Below are 18688 nucleotides of genomic sequence, written 5' to 3' on the forward strand. Positions count from 1 at the left end.
GAAAGAGGTGTACAAATCGTGAGTAACGTATCTTTAATTATAAATGGCGCGAACTACGAAGTGCCAAGCAATTTAACTGTTTTAGAAGCAGCTAGAACTGTAGGTATCGATATTCCAACATTATGTTTCTTAAAGGACATCAATGAAGTTGGTGCTTGTAGAGTATGTGTGGTTGAAGTAGAGGGTGCTAGAGCACTTCAAGCGTCATGTGTATTGCCTGTTAGAGAAGGCATGGTCGTAAACACAAATACAGGTAGAGTAAGAAATGCAAGAAAAAATACGGTTGAGCTTTTATTGGCGAACCACAACAGAGAATGTACAACTTGTGTCAGAAGCAAGAACTGTGAATTACAATCCGTATCAGAAGAATTAGGCATCAGAGATATTCGCTTTGAAGGCGCTAAGAGAGAGCCTAAGTTTGACGATGCATCTTATTCAATCGTAAGAGATTCAAGCAAATGTATCCTTTGCGGTCGTTGCGTAAGCGCATGTAAAAACGTTCAAGGCATCGGCATCTTAGACTTCTTAAACAGAGGATTTGATACCACTGTGGGACCAGCGTTTGAAATGAGCATGAACGATGCGCCATGTATCTACTGTGGACAATGTATGGTTGTATGTCCAGTGGGTGCTTTATCTGAGAAATCGGGCATTGATCGCGTATGGAGCGCACTTGAAGACAAATCTAAACATGTAATCGTTCAATCTGCTCCAGCAGTAAGAGCGGCACTTGGTGAAGAATTCGGATACGAAATCGGCACAAACGTTACTGGTAAACTTGCAACAGCCTTAAGAAAATTAGGCTTTGCTAAAATATTTGATACAAACTGGGCTGCTGACGTTACTATAATGGAAGAGGGCACAGAATTACTTGGACGTCTTAAAAATGGCGGCAAATTGCCAATGATTACATCTTGTTCACCAGGTTGGGTAAGATATATCGAATTTAACTATCCAGATTTATTGGAGCATTTATCTTCTTGTAAGTCACCACAAAACATGTTTGGTGCACTTGCTAAGAGCTATTATGCTGAGAAGCATGGCATTGATCCTAAAGACATCGTCGTTGTATCTGTAATGCCTTGTACATCTAAAAAATCAGAAATTGAAAGACCAGAGCTTTCGGTTAATGGATTACAAGATGTGGATATTTCAATTACAACAAGAGAACTTGCTAGAATGATCAAAGAAGCTAGAATTGAGTTTGATAAACTTGAAGAAGGTACATTTGATGCGTTCATGGGTGATTACTCAGGTGCAGGTGTTATCTTTGGTGCAACTGGCGGGGTTATGGAAGCAGCTCTTAGAACAGTAGCTGACGTATTAACTGGCCAAGACCTTGAAAACGTAGATTATACAGCGGTAAGAGGTATCGAAGGCATTAAAGAAGCAACTGTCAATATTGCAGGTACAGATGTTAAAATTGCCGTGGCACATAACACAACTAACGCTGGGATCTTATTGGATAAGATCAGAGCTGGAGAAGCAGATTATCACTTCATCGAAATCATGGCTTGCCCTGGTGGATGTGTAAACGGTGGTGGACAACCTATTCAACCTGCTAACGTGAGAAACGTTATTGATCTTAGAGCTGAAAGAGCGAAAGCACTTTACTCAGAAGATGCTTCAAAAGCAGTTAGAAAATCACACAAAAACCCTGAAATCAAAAAACTATACGATGAGTATCTTGGTGAGCCTAACAGCCATAAAGCGCATGAATTACTTCATACGCATTACTATGCAAGAGAGCAATATCCAATTAAAAAATAGTTTCAAATGTATACTGAGCGCTGGCGATTATAAAATCGCTGGCGCTTTTTTAAATCAACAAGATTTGAGCCAAAAGCTGTGCTGAGGAATTTTCAACCTCAAACAGCGTCAGCGAAAATCGTTTTGAGTCATCGAGAGATGACTTAAATGTTGTTATATCATTTCATAATATGAGTTTGCTCTTATTGTGTTCAGAAAAATAAAATTCTTATACATAGAAATGGAGATTGTTTAGAAAAAAGAAATAGAGTATGTTAAAATAAAATAGTCAGCGTAGATTCTGATGGAAATCACTTAAGAAATGGAGCTAATATGTCAGGAAAGATATTTGTAGTTGATGGCTGTGATTCATCGGGTAAAGAAACACAGGCAAAGAGATTGTATAAAAGACTTTTGGAAGAAGGCTATAAAGTAAGAATGTTATCTTTCCCAAATTACCAAAGCGACGCATCTGCGCTTGTAAAAATGTATCTGAATGGTGACTTTGGTGAAAATGCGGATGATGTGGATTCTTATGTGGCATCTTCATTTTATGCAATAGATCGATATGCATCTTATATGACGGATTGGAAATCTTTTTATCAGGAGGGAGGCATCCTCATATGTGATCGCTATACGACGTCCAACATGGTCCATCAGGCTTCTAAAATAGAGGATTTGGATGAGAAAGAGATTTTTCTAGATTGGTTAGCAGATCTTGAATATGGCATCTATAAACTGCCCATACCAGATGAAATTCTATTTTTAGACATGCCGCCAGAAGCGGCTCAAAAGCTGATGGCGGATCGCAAGAACAAGATCACAGGTGAAATCAAGAAAGATATCCATGAAAAAGACGCGGCGTATTTAAAAAGATCCTATTACAATGCCATTTATGTGGCTCAAAAAATGAAATGGCATACGATAAATTGTACTTCAGAGGGTCAAGTTAAATCCATTGACGTCATATCAGATGAGATATACAAACTCATCAAAGGAAAACTTTAAATGGATTGGAAATACACAAAAATAGGGAGTGCCGCAACAAATTTGAAACAGTTCAAAAGACCTGAATAAAAGAAATTGAAGTCTTTTTGTAAAGGTGATATAATGTATTTGACAATTGTTAAATAATTAACCCTTTTGATAAAGTGTTAATGAATTGATCCTTAACAAGGAGGCAATCATGCAGTTAAAATATATTATGGAACTCATTCAAGCAGATGTTGTTGCTCATAAATGTGGGATTGAATACGATGTTCAAACAGCTTTTGGCTCGGACCTCATGAGCGATGTGCTTGCTTATGTTGAAGAAGATACTCTTTTAATTACAGGTCTTACTAATCAACAAGTGATTAGAACTGCAGAAATGCTGGATTTAAAAGCGATATTGTTTGTACGGGGCAAGGTGCCTTGTTCTGACGTCATCCGTTTAGCAGAAGAAAAGCAGATTGTTCTGATGACAACAAAACATACTTTATTTAGCGTATCGGGTATTTTATATCAAAATGGTTTATGCGGCATCAAATTATAAAGGTGATGCTATGAATAAATATGAGAAAAATGAAAGCAATATTGCTATGCGATTAAACTATCGTGTGGAAAAAGATGATTTTTCCAGAGCAGGAGAAGCTTCTAGTAAGATCAAAAAAGTTCTGAGACAACTTGGCATTGATGCAAACATTCTAAGACGACTCGCTATAGCCACCTATGAAGCCGAAATTAACCTAGTTATCCATTCAGATGGTGGAGGCATAGAGGTTTTCATAAAACCAGATTGTGTTGAATTATATGTTGAAGATTGTGGACCTGGAATTGAAAATGTAGAACTTGCAATGACTCAAGGCTATTCTACTGCGGATACTGCAGCAAGAGAAATGGGTTTTGGTGCAGGTATGGGACTTCCCAACATGGAAAAAGTCTCTGATGATTTTATCATTGAGTCGCAAGTAGGTGAAGGCACTAATATAAAAATGGTGATTTATTATTAAAGAAGAAATTAGATGGAGGCATAAATGAGAAACTACTGGCATTCAGTTATTCTCGAAAAAGACTATTGCACCGGCTGTACTCATTGTCTTGATCGCTGTCCAACACAGGCAATCCGTGTTGTGGACGGCAAAGCAAAAATAATTGAGTCAAGATGCATCGATTGTGGTGAGTGTTTAAAGGTATGCCCATATCATGCAAAAGGTGCACAAGTTAGCAGCATAGATGCATTAAAACAATATAAGTATACCGTTGCGTTACCTGCGATATCTTTTTATGGTCAATTTCCGCTTGAATATGATATGAATACAATCTTTAATGGTCTGTTGCAGTTGGGGTTCGATGAGGTTTACGATGTCGCACATGCGGCGGAACTCTTATCTGTTTACGAAAATAGAATACTGGATAAAGCACAGGTTAATAAGCCCTTAATTTCTACTTATTGCCCAGTTATTACACGTTTAATTCAAATCAGATTCCCTGCCCTAATTGACAACATCATAAAATTAGAATCACCCATGGAAATTGCAGCAAGAATTGTAAAAAATAGATTGATCGATGAAGGGTATAAATTTGAAGAAATTGGTGTGTTCTATCTAACGCCGTGCCCTGCCAAAGTCACCAGTATAAAAAATCCCATTGGGCTGGAACGCTCTTATATTGATGAGGCTATTTCCACAGAAGAAATTTATTACAAAATCATGAAGATTATTGATAAAATCGAAGGCAATGTACCCATCCAATGTGCCACAGGTAAGGGGATTGGCTGGGGACGTGTTGGCGGTCAGAGCTATGCCATGAAGATTGAGGACTACATTGCAGTGGATGGTATTGAGGAAGTGATCAAAGTTCTTGAGTCCATGGAACTGGGAAAATTGAATTCGTTGGATTTCTTTGAGGGTTATGCCTGTGTGAATGGCTGTGTAGGCGGTCCTTTAAATGTTGAAAACACTTTTATAGGAAAGAATAGAATCAGAAAGCTCTCTAAGGCATATGGCATGGAACAGCCTGTGAACATAGACATTGAGCTCACCGCTAAAAATTTTGAATGGGATTTACAAATAGAACCGATGCCTATTTTCAAACTGGATAATGATTTCAGAAAAGCACTTGAAAAGATGGCTGAAATAGAGGAAATCACACAGACATTACCTGGTATCAATTGTGGTGCATGTGGTGCGCCAAGCTGTAGAGTGCTTGCTGAAGATATTGTAAATGGCACGGCATCCATTGAGTCCTGTATTGTTTTGTATAAGCAAAAAAAATGATATGAATGATGAGGTATAGTGATATGAAAGTTTGTGAATTAATAGATAATTGTTCTTTTAAATTATTGTCTGGCGGTGATTTGGAAAGAAGCATTTCAAGTGTCTATTCTTGTGATTTATTGAGTTGGGTTATGGCGAAAGGTAAAAATGATACCGCTTGGATTACCGTTCAAACGCACAATAATATTTTGGCAGTGGCCTCTCTTTTGGATTTTTCATGCGTGATCATTCCCGAGGGCATAAAAGTGGAAGCAGAAGTCATCCAGAAAGCGAATGAACAAGAAATCACGATACTATCAACAGAATTGGAAACATTCGAAATCTTTAAGATCATGTATGAAGCTGGCATAAAGTAATGGAAATATATTATGATCTTCACATTCACTCATGCTTGTCACCTTGTGGTGACGACGATATGACACCAAATAATATTGTCAATATGGCCCTTATAAAAGGCCTAGATGTGATTGCCATTACAGATCATAATACCGGTAAGAATGCAAAGGTGATTTGTGATATTGGCAAAGCACAAGGCTTGCTCGTGATTCCAGGGATGGAAGTACAGACAAAAGAAGAAGTACATGTGCTGTGTTATTTCAATGATATATCGGATTTAAATGATTTTGATAATGCGCTGGAGTCCTTTAGGCTCAAAGTGCCTAATCGGCCAGAACATTTTGGTAAACAGCAAATTATGAATCATGAAGATCAGTGCATAGGAGAATATCCTTTTGCCCTTATTATGTCCGTTGAAATCAGTCTTGAGCAGCTCGTAAAACTCTGTAGAGCACATAAAGGTGTTTGTGTGCCAGCGCATGTGAATAAGAGTTCAAACAGCATTTTTGCCAATTTGGGATTTATGCCTCAAGATTTAGAGGTTAAAACAATAGAAATCCACGAGAAAAGTCCGTTGAATGAGACTTTGGTCAAGGGATACCAAAAAATTTATAATTCAGATGCACATTATTTAGAGCATATTTCTGAAAGAGAGCATCTATTAGAGGTCAAAGAAAAAACAATTTCTAATATATTGAATTGTCTAAGTGGAGAGGAATAGCATGAGAGAATTGTCGCTACATATATTGGATATCGCTCAAAATTCAATAAAAGCTGAGGCTGAGACGTTGAGAATTGTAGTGATCGAAGATTTAGAGCAAGATAAATTGATTATTAAAATTAAAGATGATGGTACAGGAATGGACTCCGAAACAGTGGCTAAAGTCGTTGATCCTTTCTACACGACGCGAACCACGCGTAAAGTAGGTCTTGGTATTCCTCTTTTTAAGAGTTCTGCTGAAGCCTGTGATGGCCATTTTGAAATTAAATCACAACTGGGTGCTGGAACAGAAATTACAGCTGAATTTAAACATAGTCACATTGATCGAGTGCCGTTAGGCGATATGCCTGAAACAATCGTGACCATTATCAATGCTTGTGATCAAATGGATCTCATTTATACGCATACAATTAATCATAAGACCTTTACGTTGAATACGAAAGAGATCAAAAAATTGCTCGATGGCGTACCAATCAGCAATATTGATGTGATTGCATGGCTAAGGGCTTATATTAGCGAAGGCTTAAATGAGCTTACGGTTTTAAAATAGTTCATGAGATGAAGAAGTAGAAAGAGGCCGTTAATGGACTTTAGAAAAGTGGGTATCAAGATATTGATCATCTCCATTTTAGGAGCAGTGCTGTTTGACCAATTGCATATTAAAGGAACTGTAGTTATTGCACTTACGGTTTTTGGCATTGGATCTGGACTTGTTTTAATCCTATTGGGTGATTTATCTAAATTCGAAAAATAATCAAATTATTTTGACGCCAGTGGACAAGTTTTGAGTGAAAATTGTCAATTGGTGTTTTTTTAATCCATAAAGATGTTAAATTATTGTTAATTCAAAAAAAGTGATATCTTTTCATGTGATTTTAATATAAACTATATAAGTTATGTGCGTAAATATGAAGGAAGAGCCTTCAAGAATGAAACGGAGAGTAAGTATGTCAAGTATAAAAGGCATTATCAATATTGCCGTGATTGCCCATGTTGATGCAGGGAAGTCAACTTTAGTAGATGCATTTTTAGGACAAAATGGTGTTTTTAGAAATAATGAAGTCGTCCCTGATTGTGTTATGGACAGCAATGATTTGGAGAGAGAGCGTGGCATCACGATCTATTCTAAGAACTGTTCTATAATGTATAAGGATTATAAAATAAATATAGTAGATACGCCAGGTCATGCCGATTTTTCATCTGAAGTAGAACGGATTATGAAAACGGTAGATACAGTGATCTTATTAGTAGACTCAAGTGAGGGACCAATGCCCCAAACAAGATTTGTACTTAAGAAATCACTTGAAAGAGGTTTAAAACCGATCTTATTCATTAATAAAATAGATAAAAAAGACCAACGTGCGGAAGAAGTGGTCAATTTGGCATTTGATTTATTCGTTGAATTGGATGCAACGGACGATCAATTGGAGTTCCCTATTATATATGGTATTGCAAAACAGGGGATTGCTAAAAGAGAGATGGCTGATGAGAGTGACAGTTTAGCACCATTATTTGAAACCATTCTGGACCATGTGGAACCCTACAGCGAGAGTAAGGATGCGCCTCTTAAAATGCAAATTTCTTCTCTTGATTACGATGAGTATGTGGGTAGGCTTGGTATCGGCAGGATTGTACAAGGCACCATCAAACAAGGTGACACTATTGCAATTTCCAGAAGAGATGGCACGACTTCAAGAGGTAAAATTGGCAAACTGTATGTTTATGAAGGTTTGGCAAGAGTAGAAGTCAAAGAAGCTTATGCTGGCGATATGGTTGTGCTTTCAGGTATTGACAATATCTCTATTGGTGAGACCATTTGTCATCCAGAGCATGTGGACCCAATGCCAATGATTGAGATTGAAGAGCCAACGCTTGCCATGAACTTTTTGATCAATGATTCACCTTTCTGTGGCAAGAGCGGCAAGTATGTCACCAATAGGCATTTAAGAAATAGATTGGATAAAGAGTTGGAAGTCAATGTCGGTTTGCGCGTTGATGAACTGGACAGCGTTCAAGACGGATTTAAAGTATCCGGTAGAGGAGAACTACATCTTTCAATTCTACTTGAAAATATGAGACGCGAAGGCTATGAAGTGGCTGTATCTAAGCCGCAAGTGCTCATGAGAACCATTGATGGCGTCTTGTGTGAACCTGTGGAGAAAGTCATTGCGATTGCACCAGATGACTATTCTGGAACTATTATCTCTCAACTCAACCTTAGAAAAGGTCAAATGGAGATGATGTCTTCTGATGACGGTTATACTAAAATAGAATATTTAGTGCCCACAAGAGGTCTTTTGGGCTATAGAAGCGAATTTGTCAACGTCACTAGAGGCGAGGGGATCTTGTTGAGATCTTTCTATGAATTTCAACCTCACAAAGGCGAAATTCCAAAGAGAAACAATGGTGTTTTGATTTCTCAACAAGGCGGCACTGCAATGGCTTATTCTCTTTTCAACCTATCTGAGAGAGCAACAATGCTCATTGATGCAGGAACAGAAGTCTATGAGGGCATGGTTATTGGCATTAACTCGAGAAAAGAGGACATGACTGTTAACCCTACTAAAAATAAAAAATTGACCAACACAAGAGCATCAGGTTCTGATGATGCCATTAAACTGCTTCCACCTAAAATTTTTAGCATGGAAGAAGCCCTGACTTTCATTGAAGATGATGAACTTTTGGAAATTACGCCAGATGCGCTTAGAATCAGAAAAAGATACCTAAATGAAACAGAGCGCATTAGAGCACGCAACAGAGTCACAAAAGAGTCTGTTTAATCCGTAAAAAATAGAAAAGATTAAATTTATAAAGCAACTCCCCATGACAATTTCATGGGGAGTTTTTTTATAACAACATTTTGGGCATCGAAAGATGTCCCAAATGTTGCGCCGTTCCCAGAATTTTTATTGCATCAAAGGGCGAAATGGAAGATTTTCAGCAAAATTGGATTGACATATAATTACAAATGGATTAATATGTAAAAAGAAGTTCCAAATAATGTAAAAGAAGGTGTGTTATGTTTTCCACAGAAATGGCCATCGTTTTGCCGCTTATATTAATCTTGTTGGTGAGTTTGCTCTTTTTCTTTGTTTACATTGTCTATGAAGATCTGATTGAAATTCATGCAAACACACTCTTATTTCAAAAGCTTTATGGCGCCTCTATTAACGGCAGTGAAGTGTTGTCGTCGGAAGACTTGGTCATTGAGAAATCACTGAATAAGCGCCGATTTGAACTGCCTCAGACGTATGCAGTGGACTTCTCCTCACAATATCCAGACACAATTGCAAGGATACCAACTTATGGACGATATAATCCCCGTGTGATGCTCTTGTTGGAGTATGGGGTTAAAAGAGTCATCAATGTAGATGGAAACTGAGGTGTTCACCATGAAAAAAAATCTCTTAAAGCGACAAAGTGGTAGTGTTACATTGTTTTTGGTCATTATTATTCCCTTGTTACTCATCAGCATGTTGTTAGTCTATGACTTAATTGATGTCAAGGCGGATGAAAGTAAAGCGCTTAAGGTGGCGGTGGCTTGTAGTGAAGTTAGACTTTCCAGATACAATGAATTTTTATTTAAACGCTATGGATTGCTAGCTTATTTAGAAGATGGTTCTCTAAATGAAATGATCAACACATATTATGAAAACAATAATCTTCAAGCTAAAAGAGAGCCAGATATGAAAGTGGAAGTGTCGAGCATGGCGCTTAACGATCCCATCCATTACTTGAGTGCTGTCAGATCGGCGGCGCCCTATGTGATTTCGGATAGTGTCATAGATGAAGTGATGCACTTTTTGGAGCAAAATGAAAATGTACTGAAAGCTCAGTCTTTCATAAATGATAAAATAGAGCGCTATAATGAACTTTCTAAAAAATTTGAGAGATCAGAGGTTCACAAATCACTGGAAGAACTTATAGACTTTAAAGACAGTTTAGAACTGGACCAGGCGTTGACCGTTTATAGAAACTATGTGGACTATGGTACAGAAGCTTTCTATTCGGCTTGTTTTGATAACCAGAGAATCGATCAGAAAGTTAAAATGGAATCGGCTGATATCCAGATGTACTACGAAAACGTGTGGCATCAAGATCAAGTAGATCAATTGATTCAGAAATACAATGACCAGACCAATCAATTGTATATCTGCTACGTTAAACTTTTAAGGCAAAAATCAAATTTAGAAATAGCAGAAATGCGCATTAAGAATATGGATTATCAGATCAATTCATACCAAGAGAGCCTTTCGAGACTCTATGAGATGAACCCATTGCCAATGGCAGCCATACAGACTTTTCAAAATCAAATTAATGTGAAAGAACTTGAAAAGGAAAACTTTAAAATAGAACTTGAGAAGGCTAAATCCAATATAAAAGAGACCTCTCAAACGATGCTCAAATCCCTAAGCAAACAGGATTCAGGCTTGTTCGATAAATTTAACCAATTAAAGGATAAAATGAATCAACTTGCATTTTCATCTTATTCCATTGAAGAGAAAGCGTTGACGTTAAACCCTGAATACGAATATTCAGCCAACAGTGCCTATACTCAAAATAGTAAGTTAAAGGAGGCTGTAAAAACCATTGGCTTGCCAGAGAAGATCATGATTAATGAGTATCTCATCAGCATCAGTAAAACCATCGTCGAACACGACGTACGCCATTTTGATCCGCTGAATATAAAGGATTCAGAGCACGCTAAGATTCAAGGGGAAGTAGAATACTTAATTGGTCATAGTTCTTCGGATGTTGAAAATTTCAATGAAGTCAAAAGAGAAATCATTTTGACGAGAACAGGGCTAAATTTGATCGGCATTGTTTTAAATGGTGAAAAGAGAACTCAGCTTACAGAACTGGTGGCGCCTATTCCATTTCCTTGGAATGCAGCAACTTATGCAGTGGTCTTATCGGTGTGGTCAGGTATAGAGGGGTATTATGATTGGACCGTGCTCAGAGATGGTGAGGGCGTACACTTGATTAAAAAAGACGAAGAATGGCTGTTTGACCTCAATACGTTGATCGCCTCAGAAAATATCTTAGAGGACATTCAAAATGGAAAGGCGAACCCCAATACGGAAGAAGAGGACAAGGCTTCGGAGGATCTTGTCAATCATTTGGATAGAGCACTCTACTATAGGGACTATTTGAGAATTTTTATGAGTATGCAGGGCTTAGATCGAACGATATTACGTCATATGGAGCTTGTGGAAGCTCAAATTCAGTTGGATAGCAAGGATAAAAATAAACTTGAAAATTTTAAGATTGGTCATGAAATTAATATCGAAGGCCACTTTCCTTATATTTTCCGTTCTGATTTATCGACGTTCTCCTTAAATTTTTCAAATGCATATGATTTGCATTTTAAGCGTTGAGCTTGGAGCAGTACCACGCTTAAAAGAGCGCATGAATAGGCATAAAAAAGAGAGGTAATATGCTTAAAATTAAGAAGATGAAGAGCGCATTATGCGACAATATCAGAGGATCAACCACTATTGAAGCGACGATTACGTTTACAATTTCACTTTTTCTACTCTTTTTAGCGGTGGGTACGGTCTTCTCGATTATGCTTAATGAACGCATGCATCAAATCGCTATGGAAGTCACTGGAGAATTACAGGGCAATATTGTGACTTACTTTGATATGAATGACAGCATTAAAAGAGAAGCAGCTGAGTTCAAATTAGAAGTCAGTGCACTCAATCAATTTAACGAGAAGCTCGAAGCCCAACACATGGCATCTTATGTCAAAATAAATGCCTTTGACAGTCATATAATGTCCAATCTGGATCATATGGGCGTATTTGAACTAGAAGTTTGCTATAAATTTAATATTCCCACTATTTTAAAGTCTCAAAAATTGAGCTACCCTATAATTAGAGTCGCCTATGGCGATGGGGTTGAATTTGAGAGTAAGACCGTCTACATCACCAGAACTGGTGCAAAATATCATGAGGGTAACTGTATGCACTTGAGGCGGAGTAAAATACCAATAGATATTGAAAATGCAGAGGAACGTGGCTATGAGCCGTGTGAAAACTGTCATTTACAACGAAAGGAATGAGGCAAGAATGCTTGAGATTGATGCAAAGACAAATCAAAAATACTGGTTGAAAAAGGTGCCCTTAATCGAGGTAAAAAGAGAGCTTGAAATTTTAAAGTCCATTGAAGGCAATGCATTTCCAAAGCTCATTGATTTTCAAATAGAAGATAACCTGTTCGTTTTGAAGCTCAATTTCATTGAGGGCAAAACCTTCAAAGAACGAGATTTAAGTTATGATTATGGCCCCTACCTTTTTAGACAAATGCTTAAAAGGCTCAGAGAACTTCATGAGCAAGGTATTTTACATAGAGATATCAGCCCTCAGAATATTCTTGTGGACGAAAGTGAGGGAATCTATTTCATTGACTTTGGTTCAGCGGTTCAGAAGAAAGAGGTAGTGTATGAGAGTGAAATCGTGGGGACACTTGAATATGCAGCACCTGAAGCGGTCTTTAACCCAAAGGGATACAATGAATTCAGCGATATCTATGCGCTTTCAAAAGTTTTTTTAGAAAAATTTGAAGCAAGGCGCTATTGGTTTAACCCGGCGTTTTATAATTGTGTGATGAAGTGCCAAGCAATTAATCCATCAGAAAGGTATACAAATTATTCAGAACTTCTTCATGATTTAGAAAGCTGTCTTTAATATAATCTTAATCTTCAAATGGTATGATAGATGTATAGCCTGCATTTAAAATATAAAAAATACCAAGAGGAGAGGGTCTATGAAGTCCAAAATGCTAGTAAGCTTAAACGTGATCTTGATCATAATGGTATGTGTCTTGAGTTTTTTTCTTTGGCAATACTATGATAAATATCAAAAACTGTCACTATCGTTACTCAATCCCGATGAAGCAAAGAATCGAACGGTCTTCAACGATGAGTGGCTGGAACCCAATCAATTTATCGTTAAAAATAACCGTGTCTACATCAGCCTATCCACATTCGAAAAGTATATTGATTCAGAAACGACATTATCGGGTACTGGACAGCGTATTTATTTAAAGGTGGATCACATCTGGCATCAATTTGATAAACCCGTATTGACGCAATATATAGATGAAAATATGGATGCAATCAATGTGCCCTTATTGTATGAAGACAAGATTGCCTATCTGGATATGAGCATTGTTGAAAAACTTTATCCAGTTGCACATGTGTATTTTCAAGAGACAAATAACTTGATTCTGTATGAAGATCAGAAAGGGCAAGTCGGAGAGATTAAAGCGAATACGGACAAGTATCAAAAGGTTAACGCGGATCTTTTCAAATCGGATGTTTCGGAGTCTAAAGAACAGATTTGGATTGTAGGGGAACATAAAAATTATTATCACATATTGGATGAAATGGGCTATTCAACTTATGTGAAAAAAAATGCTGTGTCACAAGTTCAAAAGGCACCTGTCTCAAATAAAATCTTTTCAACGCCTGAAACCGTTGCATTAAAAAAACCCTTCAGCCTGACGTTTGAAGTGATTGATCAGTATACAGATAACTTTAAAAAACAGAATACTCGCCTTGACGCCGGCATTGATGTCATATCACCCACATGGTTCAATTTAAATATTGACGGCATTATCATCAACAGTGCAGACTTATCCTATACGGCATTTGTAAAAGATCAGGATGTCCAATTGTGGGGGTTGTTTAAAAATAATTTTAGTCCTAAATGGACAAAGACACTTTTAAATTCAGAGGTTTATCAAAAAAAAGCAGTTGCTCAAATGCTCTTATATGCTGCAATATATGATTTAGATGGCATTAATTTAGATTTTGAGAATATCTATTTGGAAGATCAGGATGCTTTAAGCCGCTTTGTAAAAGAGCTTGCGCAAGTGACCGGTGCCTATAATCAAATCATCAGTATGGATGTAACGAGACCTAAGGGCAGTGATACTTGGTCAAAGGTATATGATCGCCAAACGTTGAGCCAATTTGTAGACTACATGATTTTGATGGCTTATGATGAACATTGGGGGTCAAGTCCAGTGAGCGGTTCGGTGGCATCTATGGGGTGGACGGAAGAATCGATAATCATGTCGCTTGAAGAAATTCCTTCAGAAAAGCTTGTTTTGGGCATACCGCTTTATATGAGAGTTTGGCAGGAAACACCGATTAAGAATGGACGGTATAAAAAAGTGGGCTCAAGAGCCATCACACTTGCAGGTTTTGACAAAATGATGTCGGAGCGCAATCTAGAACTTACTTATGATGAGCATTCAGGTCAGTACTATACAGAATACTTTGAAGGAGGAGATCGCTATCGAATTTGGGTAGAAGATGAACATGCATTGAACAAGCGCCTTGACTTAAGTGACCAATACACTTTGCCTGGCATTGCCACTTGGAGACACAATTTTGAAAGAAATAGCACTTTTCCCGTCATTTTCACCTGGCAATCCCTTGAAAGATGAAATTAAACTTTCAAATTTGAAATAATTCTATAAAAATATTTCATAAAACCGAAAAAATCACTAAAAAACTGTTGTAATATGCAACTGGATTAGGTATAATTATCACAAGAAGAATAATTGTATACAAAAATACTTAAATGCACAAAAGCATTTACAACATAATTTTATAGTGAGGTGACAGATATGAGAGAAGTCGTAAAAGGTAATCAATTTAAAGTAGATTTTTGTAAGAGATGTGGCGATGAAAAAAAGGTAAACAAATTTGGATTGTGTAAGACATGTGAACACGATGTTGATTATGAGTATTCACTTATGTATGAAACCAAAACAAGAGAACACTAATTGAGCATTCAAAGTATGATTTGAGAACTTAATTTATATTAAGAACAAGAGCGTTTTTCAAGTGGTATTTCACCTTGAAAAACGCTCTTTATATTTATACGTAATTTTTGCTTGAAAGAATTGACATGAAACCTCTGTGCTTCCCTTGATTTCAGATTGACACAGCGTATGCATTTTGATACAATTTTGGTGATTTGAATGAGGAGGCAATATGAGGGAAGTTGTCATAACAGATGTGAGATATAGAATGACTTTGACGGCGATTTGGTCGTTGGGTAAAAAGGGCATTGCCATTACGGCTGTTGAATTTGAAGATTCCTCCCCGCAGGAACGTCTGGGTTTTTACTCAAAATATGTAACGCACTGTCGCATCGTGCCTAATCCTAAAGATGATGAAATACTTTTTATTAACGGTTTAATGACCATTGGGAAAGATATTTATTCGAGAACAGGTGAAAAGCCTGTTTTAATTGTTACTGGGAGCAAATCCATGGCAGTGGTCACTAAAAGCTTTGAAAAGTTACTGCCCTACTATGAATTCAATATCGTGGATGAAGACACCTATTATAATGCAAACAATACTTATAAGTTATCAGAGGTCGCCAATATGGTGAAGGTGCCCTTTCCGAATACAACGTTTCTTCAAGATGACGAAACGATTTTTAGAATGTCAAAAAGGATTCAATTTCCAGTGGTGATCAAATATAGAGAAGGTGAAAAATTAACGCTTAAAGCACATGAGCGCTATAAGATTGTTCACAGACCAGAGGAATTTGTCAATGTTTATACGATGATGCATGAAATACAACCAAAACCCTTAGTGCAAGAATACATTAAAGGCGCTGGGTATGGCGTATCTGTGGTCTTTGATCAAAAACAAAGGCCTGTGGAGATTTTTTGTCATCGGCGTATTCGTGAATATCCAGTCTCAGGGGGACCGAGTACTTTTTGTGAGAGCATTTGGGATGAGCGCATGGTGGCTTATGCCATAAGATTGTTGGAGGCACTCAAATGGACTGGGTTTGCGATGGTTGAGTTCAAAGGCGATTTAAAAGGAGATCTTAGACTGATGGAGATCAATCCAAGATTTTGGGGGAGTATGCCCCTTTCACTTATTGCAGGATGTGATATGCCCTTTGCCTATTACAAGTCCGTTATGGCACTCAAAACAAAGCATCTTGGGTTTACACAATTTCGAAATCGTTATCGCCTTCATTCGAAAATGCAATATCTGTTTCAAGATATCCTTTCGGTTAGAGGTTATTTAAAACGCAATCGCTATAATCCTTCAATTTTATTTATATTCATAAGAGATTTATTAAATCCAAATGTAAAAGATGGTCTTTTTAGGTGGACAGATCCGCAACCGGGAATCATGTACATTCGCAATGCTGTTCTTGGCCATTCCAAGAGAGAATAGCATTTATTGGAAAGGAATTTGTAATGAAGATAGATTTTCATGTGCATTCATTTTATTCTGAAGACTCTTTTCAAAGTTTTGAAAAGATTATACAGAAGGCAGAACAATGTGGACTTGATGGCGTTGTCATATTAGATCACAATACAATTCAAGGTTCGGATCGTCTAGCTGCCTATTTGGAGACGCACTATCACAATCGCCCATTAAACGAAAGACTTGTGGTAATCAGAGCTGGCGAATATTCCACTGAAGAAGGTCATATCATCGTCATAGGTCTAAAAGAACCTCTTGAGTCCATTCTTGAAGTAAATCAAAAGTGGTACAGCTGTCGCGAGCTGATTGCAGAAGCCAAAAAGCAAAGCGCAACTATTATTTTGGCACATCCTTTTAGATGGAAGCACAGGTTGCCAAGTGAATGGCTTTTAAGTCAAGTGGATGCCATTGAGGTCTTCAACGGCAGATCTTGTTTTGTAAAGGGCAATTATAGAGCTAATGCAAAGGCTGTGGAGCTCGCCCAAAAGTTGAATTTGCCCATTGTGGGTGGGAGCGATGGGCACTTGACGTCAGAGATTGGCAGAAGTTATGTGAATTTCGATGTTGAGAAAGCTGCCTTTGATCCACAACAGTTGCAGCGATACAATTCGAGTGTTCATGGTGCATGGGGACATCCTGCGTATGAAGTGGTCAGCCAAGTTTACAAGTTTTGGACGCAGAAAAAGATGAGCGCCATCCCCAAACAGCTGCTTAAGTTCTTCTATGGCGTGTTCATCTATGGTTTTGCCTGTTTAAAACCAGATGGTTTTTTGAAGGGCGATATTATGACCTATAATGCAGATGACACAGCGTGTACCGATAAAGTAAATTTAAAGGAGTCCTCAATTTCATGATTGTATTTGAAATACTCAGAAAAATAAATCGATATATTAAACAGAGCAAGAAAAGCAAGGCGGGTATTTACTTATCGCCGGTGAGACGCATAGAGCGTGTATATCCACTCTTGAATGAGCGCGTTTGTGCCATGACTTTTGATGATGGGCCAAGTGCGTTGCCTCCGAATCCACCACGGTCAAACGCGACATTGGCAAGCGCGTCATCTCAGATGGACAATATGAGCAATGGAGTTGGTTCCCTTGGATTGACCGAAACCCTCATGACGATACTGGAAAAGTACAATGCTGTGGGAACTTTTGATTGCATTGGTGGTACTCAGGAAAATTATCCGGATAAACGTGGCAAATTGCATACTGCCAAATGGGGTGGTACAGCTCATGATCATTATCCTGATTTTGAAAGAGATCAATTTGCAGGCATACTGAACCAACCAGAATTGGGTAAAAGTGTCTTGCAAAGAGGTCATGAAATGGCCAATCATGGTGGTAGACATGTGATCTTTGGTCCCATGAGACTCATCTATGACTCTAGGACATCCTTATCTTCTTTGGAGTCTGTTCTTGAAGATTTGACGCTTTTTCACAATTTTGCCCACGAGCAATTTAATCATACGGCAACCTTTTCAAGACCCCCTCATTATATTGATGGCATCAAAGGTGGGTTAAATGCGTATGATGTGTATGCAATGATGGGTTATCAGTATATGGCGGCGAGTTTCGATGGTGGCGGCTGGAAGCCCAGTAAAGGACAGTATAATGAAGATGTAGAGGCGATGGTTTCACCGCTGAGAAAAAGCCTTGATGCGGATGCAAACACCTTAAACGGGCAGATTATATTTCAAAAGGACGGCTGCAATATGTCGCTGCAAACACCAATTGCAGATGCTTTAGAGCCACAACTTCAAATTTTAAAGGAAAAGGGCTACAAGGTAATCGGCGTGGGTGAACTTGTTAAAAGATCGCCTTTTGAGGACTATGGTGAAGGACATGCTCATTTTGAAGATGCAAGAACACTCATCAATGCAGGGTTTATTGTGGCTTATAAAAATAACAGTTTTCAACCTCAGCGCATTTTAACATTTGGAGAACTGGTGGCTATGACCACGCCTAAAGATCTTTTTGTGGCACTTACAGCACTTAAAACCAAGCAATTGAGGGTTGATTTTGATTATGCCAAGTGGCATGTGGATAAGATAGAAGCCGCTTTTGTAAAGGTGAGAACAACCCATCCTTATTATTGGATGTTTAAATATGCGAAAAAACAAGGTTATTTGGGTCAATATATGGATCAGTGGGATATTGACGATTCTATGGATGCACATAGGTGTATCCAGTATCTAGACCATGTTTTGAAGGCACATCAAGTAGAGCTCAATACAGATCAACAGCAGGAGAGAGCACGTTTGTGTTCTGAGCTGATGAAGATGGCAACCCCCTCGCTCAAACGTGTTGAGATTTTACCACTTTTAAAGGCAACTCTTGAAAGTGCAAAATTATTATAAAAAAATGTAGA

At 38.0% G+C, this 18688-nt stretch carries 19 protein-coding genes; all 19 read left to right on the forward strand.

Annotated elements, in window-relative coordinates; translation table 11 throughout:
• The first annotated feature begins 18 nt into the window (after positions 1–18).
• The 19 genes from ISU02_RS19955 to ISU02_RS20045 all read left to right on the forward strand — a co-directional run bounded on the left by ISU02_RS19955 (position 19) and on the right by ISU02_RS20045 (position 18677).
• Positions 19–1770: an NADH-dependent [FeFe] hydrogenase, group A6 gene (locus ISU02_RS19955; RefSeq protein ID WP_194703609.1), complete on the forward strand. Its 1752-nt coding sequence runs from the start codon at positions 19–21 to the stop codon at positions 1768–1770.
• Positions 1771–2082: 312 nt separating this feature from the next.
• Entirely contained in the window at positions 2083–2757 is a 675-nt protein-coding gene (locus ISU02_RS19960) for a dTMP kinase (protein ID WP_194703610.1), read from the forward strand.
• Positions 2758–2935: 178 nt separating this feature from the next.
• The gene (locus ISU02_RS19965) at positions 2936–3283 is read left to right on the forward strand and encodes a DRTGG domain-containing protein (protein ID WP_194703611.1); all 348 of its coding nucleotides are present in this window, start codon (positions 2936–2938) and stop codon (positions 3281–3283) included.
• A 10-nt stretch (positions 3284–3293) separates the two neighbouring features.
• Positions 3294–3740 (forward strand): ATP-binding protein, encoded by a 447-nt coding sequence (locus tag ISU02_RS19970; protein WP_228727899.1) that lies wholly within the window; start codon positions 3294–3296, stop codon positions 3738–3740.
• A gap of 24 nt (positions 3741–3764) precedes the next feature.
• Positions 3765–5006, forward strand: a complete 1242-nt coding sequence (locus ISU02_RS19975; RefSeq protein ID WP_194703612.1) for a [Fe-Fe] hydrogenase large subunit C-terminal domain-containing protein — start codon at positions 3765–3767, stop codon at positions 5004–5006.
• 23 nt (positions 5007–5029) lie between these two features.
• Positions 5030–5362, forward strand: a complete 333-nt coding sequence (locus tag ISU02_RS19980) for a DRTGG domain-containing protein (RefSeq protein WP_194703613.1) — start codon at positions 5030–5032, stop codon at positions 5360–5362.
• Complete coding sequence (locus tag ISU02_RS19985; RefSeq protein WP_194703614.1) at positions 5362–6063, forward strand: PHP domain-containing protein; 702 nt, start codon at positions 5362–5364, stop codon at positions 6061–6063. The genes ISU02_RS19980 and ISU02_RS19985 overlap by 1 nt, the downstream gene beginning before the upstream one ends.
• A 1-nt stretch (position 6064) precedes the next feature.
• Positions 6065–6613, forward strand: a complete 549-nt coding sequence (locus tag ISU02_RS19990) for an ATP-binding protein (RefSeq protein ID WP_194703615.1) — start codon at positions 6065–6067, stop codon at positions 6611–6613.
• A 33-nt stretch (positions 6614–6646) separates the two neighbouring features.
• Entirely contained in the window at positions 6647–6817 is a 171-nt protein-coding gene (locus tag ISU02_RS19995; RefSeq protein WP_194703616.1) for a hypothetical protein, read from the forward strand.
• Between the two features lie 193 nt (positions 6818–7010).
• Entirely contained in the window at positions 7011–8843 is a 1833-nt protein-coding gene (gene typA, locus ISU02_RS20000; protein WP_194703617.1) for a translational GTPase TypA, read from the forward strand.
• Between the two features lie 239 nt (positions 8844–9082).
• On the forward strand, positions 9083–9445 hold the full coding sequence (locus tag ISU02_RS20005) for a hypothetical protein (protein WP_194703618.1): 363 nt from the start codon (positions 9083–9085) through the stop codon (positions 9443–9445).
• Between the two features lie 10 nt (positions 9446–9455).
• Positions 9456–11441 carry a DUF5702 domain-containing protein gene (locus ISU02_RS20010; protein WP_194703619.1) on the forward strand — a complete coding sequence of 662 codons (1986 nt, stop codon included), beginning with the start codon at positions 9456–9458 and terminating at the stop codon, positions 11439–11441.
• Positions 11442–11500: 59 nt separating this feature from the next.
• Positions 11501–12130 (forward strand): hypothetical protein, encoded by a 630-nt coding sequence (locus tag ISU02_RS23780; RefSeq protein ID WP_207736440.1) that lies wholly within the window; start codon positions 11501–11503, stop codon positions 12128–12130.
• 7 nt (positions 12131–12137) lie between these two features.
• Positions 12138–12755, forward strand: a complete 618-nt coding sequence (locus ISU02_RS20020) for a serine/threonine protein kinase (RefSeq protein ID WP_207736442.1) — start codon at positions 12138–12140, stop codon at positions 12753–12755.
• A gap of 79 nt (positions 12756–12834) precedes the next feature.
• A complete protein-coding gene (locus ISU02_RS20025; protein ID WP_194703621.1) occupies positions 12835–14523 on the forward strand; it encodes a glycosyl hydrolase family 18 protein in 1689 nt (562 codons plus the stop codon).
• A gap of 183 nt (positions 14524–14706) precedes the next feature.
• Complete coding sequence (locus tag ISU02_RS20030) at positions 14707–14865, forward strand: hypothetical protein (RefSeq protein ID WP_194703622.1); 159 nt, start codon at positions 14707–14709, stop codon at positions 14863–14865.
• 211 nt (positions 14866–15076) lie between these two features.
• Positions 15077–16285 carry a carboxylate--amine ligase gene (locus ISU02_RS20035; protein ID WP_194703623.1) on the forward strand — a complete coding sequence of 403 codons (1209 nt, stop codon included), beginning with the start codon at positions 15077–15079 and terminating at the stop codon, positions 16283–16285.
• 23 nt (positions 16286–16308) lie between these two features.
• Positions 16309–17172 (forward strand): PHP domain-containing protein, encoded by an 864-nt coding sequence (locus ISU02_RS20040; protein ID WP_194703624.1) that lies wholly within the window; start codon positions 16309–16311, stop codon positions 17170–17172.
• Positions 17169–18677: a polysaccharide deacetylase family protein gene (locus ISU02_RS20045; protein ID WP_194703625.1), complete on the forward strand. Its 1509-nt coding sequence runs from the start codon at positions 17169–17171 to the stop codon at positions 18675–18677. The genes ISU02_RS20040 and ISU02_RS20045 overlap by 4 nt, the downstream gene beginning before the upstream one ends.
• Positions 18678–18688: the final 11 nt, after the last annotated feature.

The organism is Fusibacter ferrireducens, from assembly GCF_015352425.1.
In the GTDB taxonomy this organism is placed as follows: domain Bacteria; phylum Bacillota; class Clostridia; order Peptostreptococcales; family Acidaminobacteraceae; genus Fusibacter_A; species Fusibacter_A ferrireducens.